The sequence below is a fragment of the Erythrobacter aureus genome (genome assembly GCF_003355455.1).
In the GTDB taxonomy this organism is placed as follows: Bacteria; Pseudomonadota; Alphaproteobacteria; order Sphingomonadales; family Sphingomonadaceae; genus Qipengyuania; species Qipengyuania aurea.
In genome coordinates this window covers 38,689-56,303 of sequence record NZ_CP031358.1, presented here as the reverse complement: position 1 = coordinate 56,303, position 17,615 = coordinate 38,689, and the positions used below count along the sequence as shown (strand labels likewise).

At 60.4% G+C, this 17,615-nt stretch carries 13 protein-coding genes; all 13 read left to right on the top strand.

Annotated features, from left to right (window positions below; genetic code table 11):
* The first annotated feature begins 103 nt into the window (after positions 1-103).
* A complete protein-coding gene (locus DVR09_RS14870) occupies positions 104-2,614 on the top strand; it encodes a sulfatase-like hydrolase/transferase (protein WP_115418050.1) in 2,511 nt (836 codons plus the stop codon).
* Between the two features lie 168 nt (positions 2,615-2,782).
* Entirely contained in the window at positions 2,783-3,238 is a 456-nt protein-coding gene (locus DVR09_RS14865) for a helix-turn-helix domain-containing protein (protein WP_162815001.1), read from the top strand.
* Between the two features lie 153 nt (positions 3,239-3,391).
* Positions 3,392-4,729, top strand: a complete 1,338-nt coding sequence (locus DVR09_RS14860) for a hypothetical protein (RefSeq protein WP_162815000.1) — start codon at positions 3,392-3,394, stop codon at positions 4,727-4,729.
* Between the two features lie 9 nt (positions 4,730-4,738).
* Positions 4,739-5,206 (top strand): hypothetical protein, encoded by a 468-nt coding sequence (locus DVR09_RS14855; RefSeq protein WP_115418047.1) that lies wholly within the window; start codon positions 4,739-4,741, stop codon positions 5,204-5,206.
* On the top strand, positions 5,203-5,628 hold the full coding sequence (locus DVR09_RS14850; protein ID WP_115418046.1) for a hypothetical protein: 426 nt from the start codon (positions 5,203-5,205) through the stop codon (positions 5,626-5,628). The genes DVR09_RS14855 and DVR09_RS14850 overlap by 4 nt, the downstream gene beginning before the upstream one ends.
* 218 nt (positions 5,629-5,846) lie before the next feature.
* On the top strand, positions 5,847-7,676 hold the full coding sequence (locus DVR09_RS14845; RefSeq protein WP_162814999.1) for a ParB/RepB/Spo0J family partition protein: 1,830 nt from the start codon (positions 5,847-5,849) through the stop codon (positions 7,674-7,676).
* Between the two features lie 83 nt (positions 7,677-7,759).
* Entirely contained in the window at positions 7,760-7,954 is a 195-nt protein-coding gene (locus tag DVR09_RS14840) for a hypothetical protein (RefSeq protein ID WP_115418044.1), read from the top strand.
* A 132-nt stretch (positions 7,955-8,086) separates the two neighbouring features.
* Positions 8,087-8,476 (top strand): hypothetical protein, encoded by a 390-nt coding sequence (locus DVR09_RS14835; protein ID WP_162814998.1) that lies wholly within the window; start codon positions 8,087-8,089, stop codon positions 8,474-8,476.
* A 110-nt stretch (positions 8,477-8,586) separates the two neighbouring features.
* A complete protein-coding gene (locus tag DVR09_RS14830; protein WP_115418467.1) occupies positions 8,587-9,504 on the top strand; it encodes an SHOCT domain-containing protein in 918 nt (305 codons plus the stop codon).
* Positions 9,505-9,689: 185 nt separating this feature from the next.
* A complete protein-coding gene (locus tag DVR09_RS14825; protein ID WP_162814997.1) occupies positions 9,690-13,628 on the top strand; it encodes a strawberry notch-like NTP hydrolase domain-containing protein in 3,939 nt (1,312 codons plus the stop codon).
* 53 nt (positions 13,629-13,681) lie between these two features.
* Positions 13,682-15,340 (top strand): DEAD/DEAH box helicase, encoded by a 1,659-nt coding sequence (locus DVR09_RS14820; protein WP_115418041.1) that lies wholly within the window; start codon positions 13,682-13,684, stop codon positions 15,338-15,340.
* Between the two features lie 59 nt (positions 15,341-15,399).
* Positions 15,400-16,095, top strand: a complete 696-nt coding sequence (locus DVR09_RS14815; RefSeq protein ID WP_115418040.1) for a hypothetical protein — start codon at positions 15,400-15,402, stop codon at positions 16,093-16,095.
* A gap of 124 nt (positions 16,096-16,219) precedes the next feature.
* Entirely contained in the window at positions 16,220-17,614 is a 1,395-nt protein-coding gene (locus DVR09_RS14810) for an AAA family ATPase (RefSeq protein WP_115418039.1), read from the top strand.
* Position 17,615 lies beyond the last annotated feature (1 nt).

Here is a 17,615-nt window from a genome sequence, read left to right as displayed (position 1 = left end):
ATATAATCCTCACCGATGATATGGGCTGCGCGCTCCACAGGCGCAATCCTAGAAACATCCACACTGACGACACCCAGTCCGGGTTTCTCCTCGAGGATAATGCATGTCTGTTCTGGTAATCTCTATCGATGATCTCGCCGCTTTTTCCATCGTGAAAAGCCTCTACGGCGGAACCGTACACACTCCGAACATCGACCGGCTCATGGCGATGGGCACCACCTTCGAGAACGGATTCTCGCAGGTGGCCCTCTGCAACCCCTCCCGAACATCGGCGATGACTGGCCTTTCCCCAGCACACACCGGAGTTCACCAGAACGCGACGAGTTATCATCGCGCCGTCGAACCCCAAGACATTCTCATGTCGGATTTCATGGAAGCTGGTTACGAAACCAGCATGATCGGCAAAGTGCTCCATGCAATGCGAGTGCCCGAAGACTATGCCTCGCAGTTCCTCAACCACATCTTCGATGACCGCACCGACGTCGGCGGACATCAGATCGGCGTCCTCGATGAAAGCCTGCGCTCGGTCAACGGAGACGAGGTGAATGTCGCCCACGCCATCGAAATGCTCAGCGCCTACACCTCGGGCGACAACTTCGCGATGTTCGTCGGGATCAACAAGCCACATCTCAACTGGGAAGTCCCCCAGGAATTTTACGACATGTACCCCATCGAAGAAGTCCGGATGGTCGACTGGGACTACGATGACCTTCTCGACCTTCCGGGCGCCGCGCTATCGAACACCGGAGAAAACCGATGGTCGATCGACCCGTCCGAAGCAGGCCCCGAAGCCATGCAGGCTTATCTCGCGGCGATCTCATACGCTGATTACCTTCTCGGCCAGATCCTTGACCAAGTAGAGGCCAGTGGCCTCAGCGATAGTGTGACGATCGCGCTCTGGACCGACCATGGCTATCATCTCGGCGATAAAGACCAGTGGGGCAAATTCACGCTCTGGGATACCGGCGCGCGCGCACCCTTCATTATCGCGCAGCCCGGTACCGACGATGACGGTCAGGTCGTTTCGCAGGTTGTGGAACTCACCGACCTCATGCCCACCCTGATGGATCTCGAGGGACTTCAGGTTCCCGATGGCATCGACGGCCGCAGCCTCGTCGATTTCATCAACGATCCCAGCCTGATGGATGATGGCATCGCGATAACGACCATGAATGGCGACATCTCTCTGCGCACCAACGAGTGGCGCTACACTCGATATGCCAACGGCCAGACAGAACTTTATGCCGCCGAAGATACCGCCAACCTCGAAAACCTGGCAGGCGATCCCGCCTACGCAGACATCATCGCAACACTCGATGCACAGCTTCGCGCTGAAGCATCCGCCGATGGATGGGTGATCGGAAGCACCGACGGCATCCTTTACGGAACCGATGCGAACGAAGCCTTCACTCCCTATCACGAGCACACCATTCACGGCGGCGGCGGTGATGACCTCTATCAGCTCGAATGGACAAGCCCATACAGCTGGGCGACGGTGGTTGAACTGGAGGATGGCGGCTATGACACCATCCGTACGAACCAGCATTTCTTCGTCATCCCAGACAACGTCGAAGAAGTTCACCAGCTGAAGGCTAACGGTATCGTCATCGGCAATGCTCTGGACAATTTCATAATCGGCGGAGAGTGGGTCGATGGCAGAGATGGGAATGACATCATCGATACCGGTCGCGGCGATGACACCATCCTCCCCGGCCGCGGCGATGATACAATCAACGGTGGATTTGGCTTCGACACCCTCGATTACTCCCAGGTCGATTCCGCAATCAGAGTACGCTGGGGCGTAGTCACCTCAGAAACCGATGGGCGCGATACCTACCTTCGCGTCGAAAGCATCATCGGCACCGGCTTCTCCGATGACATCTGGGGCTCGAACAATGCCGAAGTCTTCCGCGGAGGCTTTGGCAAGGATTCCATCCGAGGCTTTCAAGGCAACGATGCCATCTATGGCGACGGTGGAAGCGACAAACTCCGCGGCGATGAAGGTGATGACCTCCTCGATGGCGGAAGCGGTTGGGACACACTTCTCGGAGGCGAAGGGGACGACACCCTCCACGGTGGGAACGGAAATGACTTCCTCATCGGCCACAACGGGCATGACACACTTCACGGGGATGCCGGGCACGACATTCTCCGCGGAGCCGATGGAAACGACCAGCTTGAAGGAGGATCCGGGCACGACAGCCTCTTCGGCGGCATCGGCATTGACATCCTCGTCGGCGGCGACGGAGACGACGTCCTCGCAGGCCAGTGGGGGGCCGATATACTGACCGGTGGAGCCGGCTCGGATACCTTCGTCTTCGATAATCCTGATATCGCGCGCTGGCTGACCATCGCCGACCAGATCACCGACTTCGAAATCGACCAGGATATCATCGACCTTTCCGGCATCGACGCAATCATAGACACACAAAGCGATGACGCCTTCACCTTCATCGGACGCGAGCAGTTCACCGGAATTGCTGGCGAGTTGCGCTACTACGTGAACGAGAACCAGACATTCCTTGCCGCTGACTACGATGGCGATGGCAAAGCCGACCTGCACATCGTACTCGACGGCCAGCTAGACCTCACGGCAGAGCACTTCATCCTTTAGGCCAACGCACAAATTTCCAGTTCAGGTCTATCATCCAGACCATTCGTCCGGCAAAACCCTCATATGGGAGCCGGGGCGCTACAAAAGATCCACAGCGAGAGGGAGGTCGAGACATTCTCGACCTCCCTCAAATTGCTTGCCCTGCTCCAACAAATGCATCCAGAGCCCATGACCACCTATCAAATGGGCCTATGGGTTCAGGACAATCAGACGCCTCCTCGGCCAATCTCGATCATCGTGAAAACGCTGGCGCAGGACGGCTTGATATCTCGCTTCTCCTCGGCCGGGAAAAGGTCGGCCCGCTGGGTCATCAGCGACCAAGGGCTCGAATCCGCCAGGAAGCGAGCCACAGAGATAAAAATCGCTTCCCTTTGGGTCGCAGAAAATCCCAACCTCAATAAACTCGAAGCCTACATCCTTCAGAGATTGCTGGAACTGCCGGCTATTACTCCTCAAATGCTGGCTTCCGAACATGGCTCTCAGTCCTCGCCTATCCGAACCGCGCTGAAACGCCTTGCCATGCGCGGCTTCATCGCCAGCACCCCTATTCCGCACGGTGGCTGCAAGATTACTCCGCAAGGGCGGAGCGTCGCGAAGCTACAGCTTCTCCAAAAACGACCCTGACGAAGCATCAGCTTCGCAGAAATCCCATTGAGGAATTTCCAAAAGGGACCGGTGTGGTGGGGGTGAGTTCCTAGAAGTCCCTCAACTAACGATTGACGAAGGGCGCGGACTCCCTCAAAATTCACGCCAAGCACTCTATTTGGGGAATTACCAATGCAGAACCCTCGTCGCGCTGAAGAGATGGAAGGTTATGACGCCGCCGAACAGGAAGAACGGCGCACCCACGGCTTTCATCAGGAGCTCGACCGAGACCGCAACGGCGTTCCCGATTACCTCGAGGAAGATCAGGAGGTCGGTTACGGCGATCGCGATGCGTGGCGCAAGAATGACCTGAATGGCAACGGCATTCCGGATCATCTCGAAACCGACAAGCCCGGCGGCGAAGCTGCCAACGATGACTGCATCCCTTACGGCCAGGAAATGCATCGCAATTCCTCGCTCGACAGCAGGACCCGCCACAGCGCCGGCGTCTTTGCCGCGACTTCGGACACCGCTGAGCCGGCGTCCGATATCAATAGGCGCGTTGCCCAGGCATCTGCCGCCGCCTCGCAGGAAATTCGCAAGGATGAATCGAACCCCAAGAAGGGTGAGTTCGGTAAGGCCGACATCGGCAAGCGTGTCGACAAGCTTCGCAAGCAGCGACTGCCCAAGTCGACAATGCTCGGCGACCTCTCGCGCTTGCCCGCCCAGAAGGGCGATCCAGACAGTTCGACCGAGGTCATCAAGGCGTTTTGGAAGGGCATCGTTCAGGCTCACCTCAGCACCAAGCAGGACGCCAAGGCGAAGAAGGACGCGAAGATCGACCAAGAGCTTCGCCAGCTCGAAAAGAACGAGCGCGAGCTCGACCGCGCCGAGAAAGAGCAGGCCCGAGCCGACAAGGACAGCAAGGACACGGCTCTCGGCAAGGATGGCGACCCCAAGGAAATCGCGTCGGCCAGCCCCACTCAGGAGAAGAGCGAAAAGGCAGCGGTCCCAGCCAAGGCTGCTGAACCCACCAGCGCCCTGGACAAGGCCAAGGCATTCTTCACCAAGCCTAAGGCAGCTGAAGGATCTCTCGAGCAGGTCCCAGAAGCCGCTTCTCCGGCTCCTGAGCGCGCAGCTTCCATCCGCGATGAAATGGCGCCCGCGCCGAAGGTTTCGCAGCCGGCTGCCAACGACCGTCTGATCAAGGCCCAAGAAGGCATGAAGTCTCTCGGCCTCGCGCCCAGCGCAGGTCAAGACGTCTCGCGTGAACGTGCGCTCGAAGGTGTCGGCGCTTCGGCCAAGCCTATGAGCCCGATGATGGAACAGGCGCGCGGGCTCAAGGCGCCCGAAGTGGCAATTGCTGCCAAGGGTCCGGCCAATCCCGCGCCGCGCACACGCGCTATGGGCCTCGGCTCCGGCATTGGCCTCTTCACCGCCGCCGCCCGTCAGGAAAATTCGCAGGGAACATCCCTAGAAATCCAGCATGCGGCACAAAAGGCGCGTGACTCCGGCGGTATGGGAAGGTAATTTCTCCAGATGATCAAGAAGCATCAATTGCCCGAGTGGCGCGAACTCGCCACCGATCCCGACGCCGACAACGCCGTAAAAGTGCTGTCAGTCGCATTTGCTCGCGACGGAGAATACTTCTTTGATGGGGTGATCGGCTCGCTTCTCGGCTTGGGGCGCATCCCCAAGTCCATGGAAATTTCCCTCGATGCGACCAACATGAGCTGCATCGCTCGCCTGAACTATGGTGATGAAAGCGACGCTGACGCTCTATACGCGCCCTTCGAGGTCGAATCCTTCGCTCTTCTCTGGAACGCAGATCCGGACACCATGCACGGATTGCTGGGGAACAGCGTTACGCTGTCCCTCAATCCCAGTGACATGAAGTATCCCATCATCACTGGTTTCGGCGAGATCGCCGACCTCTATCTCAAAGATGACCTCTTCGTCGTGGCGCCGAACGTCTACGTCGACGAGCAACTGAAAGAAGCCGCATGATTTTCACTGCCACAGTTCTCGGTCTCCTCATGGCCGGCACTCCCCGCGACTTCGTCGAAGTCCGCCAAGAAGTTCAGGTCGAATATGACTGGTCGCCGACTGTCGGCCGCCAGGCCGAGCCCGAACCCGAAGCTTTCGTGCCTGTGCGCTATCTCACGCCCGAACAGCGTGCAGAGCCGATCATCGTCGAGCCTGCTCCCGTCACCGTCTATCCCAGCGATGACGACACTCCCGATCGCAATGCAGCCGCGCCGAACATCAGCGCCCCATTCAGCATGGACGATGTTTCCAACACTGCGCGTTCCGCAGCCGGAGCGGTCAGCGATTACGCGAGCGAAGTTCCGAGCTATATCACCTCGATGGGGAATGGCAGTGCCACCGGCTCGACTGCCATTCCCGATTATGGCGTGATCGACGAATAACGCTCCCTCCCTAATCCCTTTCGAAGAAGAGTGGCGCTGGGCTTTGCCTGCGCGCCGAATGAGAGAGATGATCCGATCTCGTGATCGGTAGGAAGAGGTAAAAGCCTCTCAAAAAGCGACAGCGGCCGGAGCCGCAACGCTCGACCCCGGGCCCCAGCAATGGGGCTTCGGGGTTTTGTCGTGGGCGTAGCCAAGTTTCAGAATGAAAGGTGACACCAGTGAAGCCGAACTCCGCAACCGAACAGAATATTACCCTGAACCTTCTCACCGAGTGGGAAGGCAATCCGCGCAAGACGCGTGGCGAAGCCGCCATCGAACAGATGAGCGCAAGCATCGACCAGCTGGGCCAGCAGGCTCCCCTGATCGTTTTCCAGCCGGAAGGCGAAGCAGGCTTCCAGGTCGTCGAAGGCGAGACCCGTCGCCGCGCGCTCAATGCTCTCGCAGACCGCGGCAGCATCGAAGCTGACGCAGAGATCCGCTGTTGGGTTCTCCCGGCCGACACCGACGAAGCGACGCTGAAGGCGATCGCTGTCGCAGCGAACACCGTTCGCGAGCAGATGAACCCCATCGAAGAAATGGAAGCATTCCTCGATCTGGCCAAGTCCGGCCTCAGCCTCCAGGCGATCGCTGACATGTTCAACTACGGCATGCAGACCGTGAAGCAGCGCCTCGCACTCGGCGAGCTCGTCGAAGGCGCCCGCGACCTCGTTCGCACTGGCAAGCGTACCATCGGCTGGGCTCAGGCTATGACCGTCGGCTCGCCCGAAGGTCAGGAGCGCGTCGTCAACGCGATCCTCGCCAACGAAGGCGCTTTCCCCGACAGTGCGTCGGTGAAGGCAGAGCTTACTCGCGGCCAGATCCCCGTCAGCTCGGCTCTCTTCGATCCGCAGGAGCTCTCCGACTGCCTCGCCTGCGACCTCTTCTCGCAGGACGGTGACCACTTCACCGACGTCAACAAGTTCTGGGAACGCCAGGGCCAGGAGATCCAGAAGAAGATCGACGATCTCAACGAGACCCATGCTGATGTGAAGTTCATCGACCGCACCCGCTTCGATGACGCAGGCTGGACAACCGGCGGAGAAGAAGCGGAATCGACTGCTGTGATCATCGCCTACGACGATGGTTCGGTCGAGGTTCGCACGGGCCTGATCCCGCCGGCCATCGAAGAAGACGATGGCGAAGGTGACTTCCTCGCAGACGCCGAAGACCACTACGGATCGGCGCTCGAGCTGGACGGGAACGACCTCGATGCGGCTGAAGCCACCGCAACCGCCGCCAACGACGGAAGCGATGCCGACGCCTCGGCAGCACCGGCCGACGCACCGGCCAAGGCCAAGGTGAACCCGCTCGACAACGCCACGAAGGACACCGCCTCGCTGCTCACCGCGCAGGTGTCGGCAGCCCTCAAGATCGCTGTCGCTAGCGATCACCGCCTTTCGATGGCCTTCGTCGTTGCCTCGACACTTACCCGTCGCGGCCCGGCTTCGAGCATGCAGATTGCTGGCCTCCCCATCGATACGCGCAATCACGGCTCGCAGGTCTTCACCCAGCTGCAGACCAAGCGCGCTGCTCGTGACCGCATCGTCACCGAAGCCGGCGTTGCCGGCATGACTTCGCCTGCTGGCGTTATCGCCAAGCTGATGGAGCTCGAAGACGGACTGCTCGAGCAGCTCTTCGCCTACACCGTCGCCGACTCGATCGCGGCTGGCGTCGACGAAGACACCATGGACATCTTCGACGCCGTCGGTGTCGACGTCCTGGCCGGCTGGCAGATCGACGAAGCCTATCTGGCTACGCTCAACAACGCGCAGATCCGCGTGCTCGCCACCGAGGTCGTCGAAACCTCGAACCAGCCGAGCCCGCGTGCGGCCCGCGGACTGGTCGAAAAGGCCATCATGGAAGCGGTGGACGGCGATGCTCTCGCTGGTAACTTCATGAGCGACGACGCCTCTTGGTCGCCGCCGCAGGTCCTCAAGGCAATCCAGAATGCCGCTGCTCGCCGTGACCAGGCCGCAGCCAAACAGGAACCGATTGCGCAGGCGGCGTAATCGGCTCGCCCCGCGCGCTACACTCCTCTCCCTCCCTCGGCGCGCGGGGCAATTCCCCTTCCCTCAAGACAGACAGGTCGACCATGGGTGTCCAGTACAAGCTCTACAGCGATAGTTCCGTCTTCCAGCGCGAATATCCTGCAAACGCCACGCTTTCAGACATCATGAGCGCCGAGGGCATCCCCGGCAGAGCGCGCATCAAGGTGGATGTTGGTGACCGGAAGGATTACCGCGTTGATGGATCGGGTTTCGAATTCTCGATCAAAACGGTCCACTGACCCGACCATCTCTTTCCAGCACGCGAGACATCCATGCCGCAGTATCAGATCAAAGCATCAGGCGTACGCCGGGACAATCAGCGTTACGAACGTCTGAACCGAGATCTCCATGCAACTGATGACCGCACTGCCATGGAAACTGTTGCCACAGACTACGCTCCGTCCATCCGAGATGAATACTGCTCCGTCCCGAGCCTCGAGCTCTCTCTCGCTGGCGGCGAGGAGACCACCATCGGCGTCTTCGACATGGAAGCCAAGATGTGGCTTGTGGGCGACATCCCTCTCGATGAACGCCCGATCTTCTCTGGCTTCACTCGCAATCAGCTTTCGGAAGCATTCGAGAAAGTTCGCGATCCGAACAACTGGAAGCATCCTATCGACAAAGTGATGCCAGCCGACCTCGACCAAAACCTGACAAGCGCTGCCGTCGCCTTCTTCGCGGGAAGCGAAACCGCGTTCGAACAGGTCCCTGAAGGCGTCCGCGTAACCGCAGCGGGATACTACGCCGACATCGGCGCTTAAAGACAATCACAAGCACACCTAAGGCGATTGTTACCCCATTTTCACCCTACTTCTTTTCGCAACTCACAAATGACGCTGCTATAAGCAGTCCCACCAACAAGGGGTAAATAATGAAGAAGCTAATTGCTTTGGCAGCGGCGTTCGCTGCTCTTTTCACTGCGAGCCCCGCGCTCGCCGATCAGCCTTATGCGGTTCCGCCGTCAGGCCTGACCGAAGCCTATTTCGATATGGGCGTCACCGAAGCCTCCGACAAAGTTGCCAACGGCTGCTTCAACATGGGCTGGACCATGGTATCGAGCACCTCGACCACGGTCATTTGCGAAGCCAAGATGAACACGATGCAGTCGGCTCTCAGCCAGCTGCTTATCGGCAACTCCTATTCCACACCGCCGAAGCAATACATCCGCTTCAACCTGGCCGGCGCCGGACGCAGCACGCGTGTTCAGGCCACTGGCTGGGTCGAAACCCAGATGGCCTTCGGACAGGTTCGTAAGCAGGAGATGTCCTCTTCGCATTACCACAACAACGTGATGGCACTCTTCACCGCGATCGGCGGCCGTTTCCCGCCGGGCACTCGTTTCCCGAACCACACCTTCTTCGGTGCAGGATTCGAAGAAACCGGCGGCAAAGGCCTTCGCATCACCGAAATCACTCCAGGCTCGCCTGCTCACGAAGCTGGGCTGAAAGAAGGCGATGTCGTCACTCGGCTCGCACGCGAACGCATCAAGACCGGGGACGACCTCCTCGACGGTCTCCGCAAGGGCGTGAAGAAGGCTACCTACGACGTGGAATTCTATCGCTCCGGAAGCGAGATGGAGGTCGAAGTCGAGCGCCGGTATCGCCCAGTGGTTGAGGCACCTGATCTCTCTGACCTGCCCGAGGTCAACGAGCCGACAGAGCCCGTCATTGCCCAGATGCCTTTGTCAGCAGCCGATGAACTCGCCAAGTTCGCAAAACTTCGCGACGACGGCGTGATCTCGGAAGAAGAATTCGAAGCGATGAAGGCCAAGCTCCTCTCTTCGAACTGAGCTAGACGCTCTTCAATAGGCAGGCGGGCACATAGTCCGCCTGCCCTTATTTTGCCTCACGGCAATCGATGCACACCCAAGGGTGATGCAGCAAGGTGGCGCAACGCGCACACCGGCAAGTCCAAAGTCCTCGCCTTAGGGAAATGAGCTTTTTCGAAGCTGATTTTTTAAGGAAAAGGTGGACAATGACGCCAATTCAGGCCTCCAATGCACTGCGTACTGGCAAGTCCCTTAGCGTGGATCTCGACACCGGGATCAAGGCTCTGGGTCTGACGATACCCTACGTATTCCGTCACATCGACCCGACTGCCACGGACGGCAAGTCGAAGCTGGCGAAGTTCCAGAAGCTCTGCGACTACGCGGGTCTCCCCCACGACCACGAAGTTTTCGCCGCATGGCTTGCCATGCGTGCGCTGCGCGTTGAGGCTGGCGATGCCATCCTGCTCGAGACCAACTGCGAAGCATCGGATGCTCTCGCTACCGCACTCGGCACCGTGCGCACCAGCAACGATGCACATACCATTCGTGCCGACCGCACCGATCCGGATGCAATCAGCATCACCTCGGAAGCACCCGCGGCTGGCGAAACTGGCGTAATCGCTACGCCCGCTGGGGTTATCCGTTTCCCCGGTTGCCCGGTCACCTCGACCACTGGCACCTGGGCTAGCGCTCTCGACGCCATCGACAAGGTCGCTGTCACCTATGGCCGCAAGGCATACGATGCCGACCCCAATGCTGTGATCGCCCTCGACTATCAGCAGCCCGACCGCGGCGGCTCGGTAGACGCCGACTCCATCCACGAGGAATGGAACCCGGAACTCGCGTTCCACCCCGATCTCAAGCCACACCCTGCGAAGCTGATCCAGTCGGCAACGCTCGCTACGGTAACGCCGCCGATGGCAACCTATCGCCCTCGCCTTCCGCGCCGCGTCATCAGCAGCGGGTTCATCTCGAACTCGCAGTTCGAGTTTCTCGTGGCGGCTGGTGAAGCCCACCGCCGACACCTGCCGACTAATCCGGAAAACCCGGGCGCGAAGGCCCAGCGCTGCGGCATCTACCTCGCTGACGGCACCGGCGCGGGCAAGACCAACGAAATCCTCGGCGCCATTCTCGACAACAAGCTGCACGGTCGCCACAAGGCTGTGATCGTTCTTGCGAAACGCCGGCACATGCACGGCTTCATCGACGCCTGGGCGAAGATGGGACAGGACAAGCGCGACTTCACCTTCCAGTGGAAGGCGAAAAGCGGCGCCGACATCCGCCACGCCAAGGGCATTCTCGTAACGACCTATTCCACTCTCCGCGAATACTCGGATGCAGAAGAGCTCTACCCCCGCGTCGAACAGGTCGCCCGCTGGACTGGCGACGACTGGGATGGCGTCTTGGCATTCGACGAAGCGCAGGAAATGCGCAACGCAGCCGGCTTCGAAGATGTATCCGGCAAGTCGATCACCAGCCGGCAGGGTCTCGCCGGTGTGGAAGTGCAGGATCGCTTGTACGACGCGCGCGTCATCTACGCCTCAGCAACGGGCGCAACCGATGTGCACAACCTTGCTTACGCGACCCGTCTCGGCCTCTGGGGCCCGGGAACGTGCTTCAACACACGTTCGGACTTCATCCGCACCATCGAGAACGGCGGCATCGCTGACCTCGAGCAGGTCACGCTCTCGCTCAAGGCGGCAGGCCTCTATGTCGCTCGCTCGCTCTCGTTCGACGGCGTCGAAACGCGTCACCTCTCGGTGACTCTCACGGCAGACGAGCGCCGCACCTACAACCAGGCTGCGGAAGCATGGATCAAGCTCATGCAGACCGCCAAGCACTGCGCCAAGCTGTGCTCGGTGCCCGTCGATGACGAAGAGGAGATGGCCAAGCTCCGCAAGACCCACAAGATCTCGGGCGCAACGCCATTCTCGGAACTCAACGGCATTTTCGAATCCAGCCGTAAGAACTCGATGGCCACGCTCATCGCGGCCTTCAAGGCTCGCGCTGTCATCGCCGACGCGAAGGTCCAGATCGAAAACGGCTTCTCGCCGGTCATCCAGATGCAGAACACGTACGAAGCCCAGCTCGACCGTGCTCTCGATCGTCTCGAAGACCCGAAGAACATCCGCCTGGAACCCGCCGAGCTTGTTGCTTTCGCGGAGCGCATCCCGTGCGAGATGCAGACCCTCGAAAAGTTCACGACTGCAAAGGGCGAAGAAGCTACCCGCTGGACTAACAAGAAGGATCCGCAGGGCAACCCGATCCTGCATCCGATAGCCGAACAGCTCCGCAACGAGGCTATCGCGGAAGTTCGCACCATCAAGCTTCCGCTTCCCCCGCTCGACCAGATCATGCTGGCCTTTGGCCCGGCACGTCTGGCTGAGGTCACCGGCCGCACCAAGCGTCTCATCCCGAACAAGCCGAACGGCGATCGCGACGGTGCAACCGGCGTGTTGCTCGAAGATCGGACCGAGAAGCAGCGCATCTCGGATATCGAAGACTTCCACAACGGCGACAAGCAGGCACTCGTCTTCTCGACCGGCGCTGGCGGCTCGAGCCTCTCATACCACGCCAAGGCTGGCACGAAAAACACCGCCCGTCGCATTCACTATGTCATCCAACTCGGCTTCCGCGCCGACGAGGTGACACAGGGCTTCGGGCGGACCCACCGTTCGGACCAGGTGCAGCCGCCTATCCTGACCATTACCTCGTGCGACCTGCCGGCCGACCGTCTCTACGCCAGCCGTATCGTCTCCTCCCTCTTCCGTCTCGGCGCTCTCACACAGGGCCACCGTCATGCCACCTCGAATGGCATGTTCGACGAACGGGATTGTCTCGACGGCCCGTACGCTGAAGGCGCATGGGAAGACCTGCAGGCCGATATCGCCGAAGGCGAAATCGAAGACTACAGCTGGGAGCAGTTCATGTCCGACCTCGGGCTGAATTCCTCTGGCGAAGCCAGCGAGAAGAAGTGGGACAAAACCCAGCACACCTACGTGCTCACCAACGTGAACAAGATGATCAACCGCGTAGCTGCCCTCACGGACCGCCGCCAGGACATCATCTTCGATCACCTGCGCGAGCGCATCGATGGCCGCATCGAGAAGGCAATCGCTGAAGGCACCTTCAACGCAGGTCCTGAAACGCTGAAGGCGACCTCGCTCGAAATCATCGGCGAGAAGGTTCTCCAGCTCGACGACGTGCATGGCTCTGCCACCCGACTGCTTCGAATTCGCAAGCGTTCGGAACTGGCCACCACCTCGTTCGGCGAAGCATACAAGACCTTCCTTTCGCGCCGTCACAGCCTCATGGGGCGTGCAGTCTTCTGCAAGCACAACACCACGGGTCAGGTCGCACTGATCTGCCCGGGCCGTGCCGTAGACGATATGCTCGGCCGCAAGGTCGCCACGAAGGACATCATCACCCCGACGGGATCCGCCAACCGCTTTGCGCGCGTTGTCGATCGCGAGCCGTGGCGTCCGTTCACCGACATGGAGCTGATGGAATCGCTCTGGAACGCACAGGTTGAAGCAGCGCCCCAGGAGTCGACCTCCTACGTGACGCTCGTTTCCGACGCGCTCCTGCCCATCTGGACTGCGCTTGCACAGGCATCGGGATACCGGAACGCGGTTTACCGCCTCCAGACCGATGATGGTCGTCAGATTGTCGGCCGCCCCCTCGCTGCCGGCAAGCTGGAGCACTTCATGACCTGCCTCGAGGAGTCGACTGCTCCCACGGACAGCGAGGTCGCTGAGATCACCGAGCAGCTGAAAACTGGCGCGCGTGTTGCGGTGGCTACGCCCAACAAACACCCGCACTTCATCTTCGGTGAATTCACCGGCGATGTCATGACCGGCCTGTCGATCGATCTCGGCTCCGCGCCTTGCCCGTCGCTCTCTACGGCTCTCAACGTCCTGCCCACGCAAGGCGCGGGTCGCGGCGCAGGCGCGGTTCTCTCCGTCGCCAGCACCGCAAAGGGCGTCCAGAAGGCCCTCTCGGTCATTCTCGCTTGCTGCCCGGCAGTCTTCGTCGAAGAAGACGATGTCTCGAAGCAGGGAACCGGCAGCGGTCAGCCCGCGGCTGGCAAGGCTGCCTCGACTGCCGTCCCGGCAAGCGCGGCAGCCCAGGCGATGGTTGCATAATAAATCGCCTACACCGCTTGAGGGGGCAGGAACTTTGAGGATAAAATATCCTCATGAGCAAAGATCCTGCCCCCGTCGACTTTACCGAAGTCACAAAAATCCAAGAACGCGCCATCGCTGAAGCTGTGGCCGCGCTGGAAACCGGCAACATGGTTTTGATCGAAGCCCCAACCGGCTCCGGCAAGACCAGGATCAATTCTCGCATCACCGAAGAGCTCGAAAAGCGCGCGGCTGGGGGCATGAAGGCTCTCAACCTCTCGCACCGCGAGTTCTTGTCTCGCCAAGGCGAGAGCCAGTTCAAACGCTGGGCGCCAGAGAGCAACCTCACCACCAGCTTCGGAACCGACGGGACATTCGACCAGTCCGGCAGCAACGTCTTCGCACTCGTTCAGACTGTGGCCGCCCGCGTCGACGAGCTGGAACGCTATGACGTTGTCGGCATCGACGAAGCCCACCACGCTTCGGACGCCAAGGATGGCCATTACCCGACCGTCATTCCCGCGGTTCTCAAGGCCAATCCCAACGCGAAAATCGTAATGACGACCGCCACTCCTTCGCGCCCCGATGGGAAGGGAATGGCGAAGGAGCTGAAGAACGCTACGCGTGTCACCATCGGCTGGGCGGAACTCGAGCGCGCTGGGCAGATCAAGCTGCCCCGCACCATCGAAGTCCCCATCGAGGCGAAGAAGGGCGGCACGACCAATCAGGTCGCACGCGCTCACTATCGCCCCGAAAAAAATGCCAACTCGGCTGGCCTGATGAAGGCGGTCCGGGAAGCCCGCACAGACAGCTTCAACGAGGAGATGGCCAACGCCTGGGAGCGTCATGCCGAAGGTCTGCAGACCATCGCCTTCGCCTCGCGCATCAAGGATGCCCAGTCCTTCGCCGATGAGATGCTCGAACGCGGACACAAGGTCGATGTCGTCGACAGCGAACGCGGCGCCGACCACAACAACGCCGTCCTCGAAAAATACGCCCGCGGCGAGCTCGACATGATCGTTTCGGTCAAGATGATCGACGAAGGCCTCGATGTGCCCGCAACGCGCTGCACCCTCATCCTTCGCGAAAGCACTTCCGAGATCGAATACAGCCAGATGGTCGGGCGCGCTATTCGTGCCGGCGACACGCCTGAGCTACGCGCTACCCAGCCCCTCGTTATCGACGGCGGTGCATCCACCATGATCCACGGCGCCGTTGAGCGCCGCGCTGCCGTCATCGACTATTTCCAGAAGCTCGAGCGTGGAGAACGCTCTGAACAGATGACCGCTGCTACCCTCATCGACGGGAAGCGTGAAGCGAGCGAACAGGAAGGCGAATACACACCTTGGCGCGTCATCAGAGATGACCCTCCTGTCCTTTCCTTCACCGACCAGAAGGGCGTTGTCTTTGCCGTCGAGAGCAAGGATGCCACCGGACAGTCGCGCTACACGCTCATGGAAACTGCAGAAGGTCAGAAGGGGCGGACTCAGCTCACCTTGATGAAGGACGAGAACAACCGTCCTATCGCCAACAAGGATGGCAGCATTCTGGCTGAAATCGAGAATTCCCGCGTCTTGCCATCGCGCGCTGAAATCCTCAGGCTTGAGGCGACCACCTCGGCTAATCCCGAGCGGGCCTCCCTGGCTGACGATCGCATTGCTGAAGCAAGCGATGCGCACCTCAATTCAGTGCTCTACATGGCAGAGCAAATGCGAGGCGGAGCCTCGCGGTAATGCTCAAGAGATTGAAGAATTAAAGAATTTGAAGTGAAATAGAATAGAGTACCGCCGTTATGCGTTTCCCGAACCTCTCCTACCTCGGCATCTTGGCCGCCCAGACTTCGGCTGGTCGGCAAGCCATCGGTGTCGCCATAACGGGCGCGGTCGAACTCTATCATCTCGTCGACGCGAATCTCGACTACTCTTCGGAGATCGTGCGTGACTGGCTCTGGACCGCCGGGATCAATCCCGACGAGGCCGCCACTTCGCTCCCGACCTCGACGCTCATTCGCGATATCATCGCTCCCGCAGTCGGCCGCCAGCCGCTCGTCATCCATCATGGTGATCTCGAAATTCCATTCGTCGATCAGCTGGTCTCCGAACTCAGTGCCGCAGGCAATCAGCCTATCATCTCCGGCGTCGATATTGCCGGACCGATTGCTCGGGCAGTGAACGGGGCCGCCGGCCGCCGCGCCTTCGCGCTGCAGGCACGTTACGAAGCCGCCTTGGACGAAGCCGCAAAATCGCCGGCGATCCACCACATCAGCGGCAAGGTCGATGCTGAAGGGGGAGTGAGCCACATCTCGATCACCGGTCCCTTCGCCCAGCGCAACTGGACCCTCCGAGACCCGAGCGACGCCATGCTGGTGATGGCAAATATCCTCCACATCGGAGACCTTGCCAATTTCGTCATCGATCCGGGCCCGGCTCAGTCGAAACTCAAGCTCATCGCCAACCAGGTTGGCCTGAGCGACAAGCTGGCCGCCTAACGCAAGCCAGCCGCGCGGACGCGCATCCTAGCCCCGACCTCTGAGGTCGGGGGCACTCCCCACAGAGCAGAAGTGATGGAGCAGGCAGGGGACTTGTAGTCCTTACCGCCTGAGGAAAGAAGTTATGTCCGTCACCCAGTTCCAGCCGAATGACGCTGCCCTCGCAGCTCACCTTATGACCGAAGAAGCGGTCGCCGACCTCCCCTTCACGTCCATGAAGAAGATGGACGAAGACCACGCGCGCATAAGCGGCGACAACCGTGCTCTCGTTTCGAACGTCTCGAAGCTCCACGGCCTCACCGAAATTGGCGATGCAATGGAAGGTGACGAAGACGCCGCCCGGGAAATCATTCAAGCCGCTCAGGAATACAAGGCTGACCCCGCAGGCTATACCGACAAGGTCTTCGGTGACGACGCCCCCGAAATCGCAGCTGAAGAATCTGCGCCTGCGCCCACGGCAGCTGCGCCCGCTCCCGCTCCGGCCGCCACTCCAGAACCTGCCGGCGAGCCGACGAGCAATCCTGCGTCCTTCGCCTTCGTTGCACCTGAAGCCGAAGTGCAGATGATCCCGCGCCCGGCCTCGACCCTGTTCCAGGGCATCGGCTCGACCTACAGCAGCGAACTCATCCCCACCGCGAAGTGGCTCACCCCGAAGCCGAAGATGGCCGCGCCTGACAAGGACTTCATGTTCAATGGCTACGCCTGCTCGGTGATGGCTCTCGCTATCGAAGAGCGCAAGAACGTGATCGCCACCGGCGACCCGGGCTGCGGTAAGACCGAGTTCTTCAAGCAGTTCGGCGCTCAGATCGGCCTGCCCGTTCACAAGATCCCGATGGACGGCAGCCTCTCGCGCGCTGAGATCATCGGCTCGTTCCGCCAAGTCGCAACGCCCAACGGTTCCGAGACGCCCTTCGTCCTCGGCAAGATCCCCCGCCTCATCCAGCAGCCTTGCATCATCGTCCTCGACGAAATCGACCAGGCCGACCCGGACATCATGTACATGCTCCACTCGGTCCTCGAAGGCGAAGGCCTCGTAATCCAGGAAGAAGGTGGCACGCCGATCGAGCGCCACCCGCACTGCTACATCGTCGCCACCGCGAACACGAAGGGTCGCGGCTCCGACAACGGGCTGACGCATACGCGCTTCGAAATGTCCGAAGCTACGCGCGACCGCTTCCCCTACTGGCTGAACTTCACGTTCATGGAGCCCGGCATGGAAGCCGACACCATCAACGCCAAGACCGGCCTTGCTCACGCGCTGTGCGTGAAGATGGTCGACGTCGCGACGCGGATCCGCACTGCCTACAACACCGGCTCGCTGTCGCAGACTTGCTCGCTGCGTCAGATGCTCGACGTAGCACCGATGGCGAAGAAATTCGCCAGCCGCGGCGACGAGGTTGGTTTGGCCCTCGGCATGGAAGCCGTCATGGTCGGCCGTGCCAATCCGGACGATGGTCGCACCATCCGCGAATTCATCAAGACCGCCGTCGCCGTCGATCTCAACACCACGGAGATCTGAT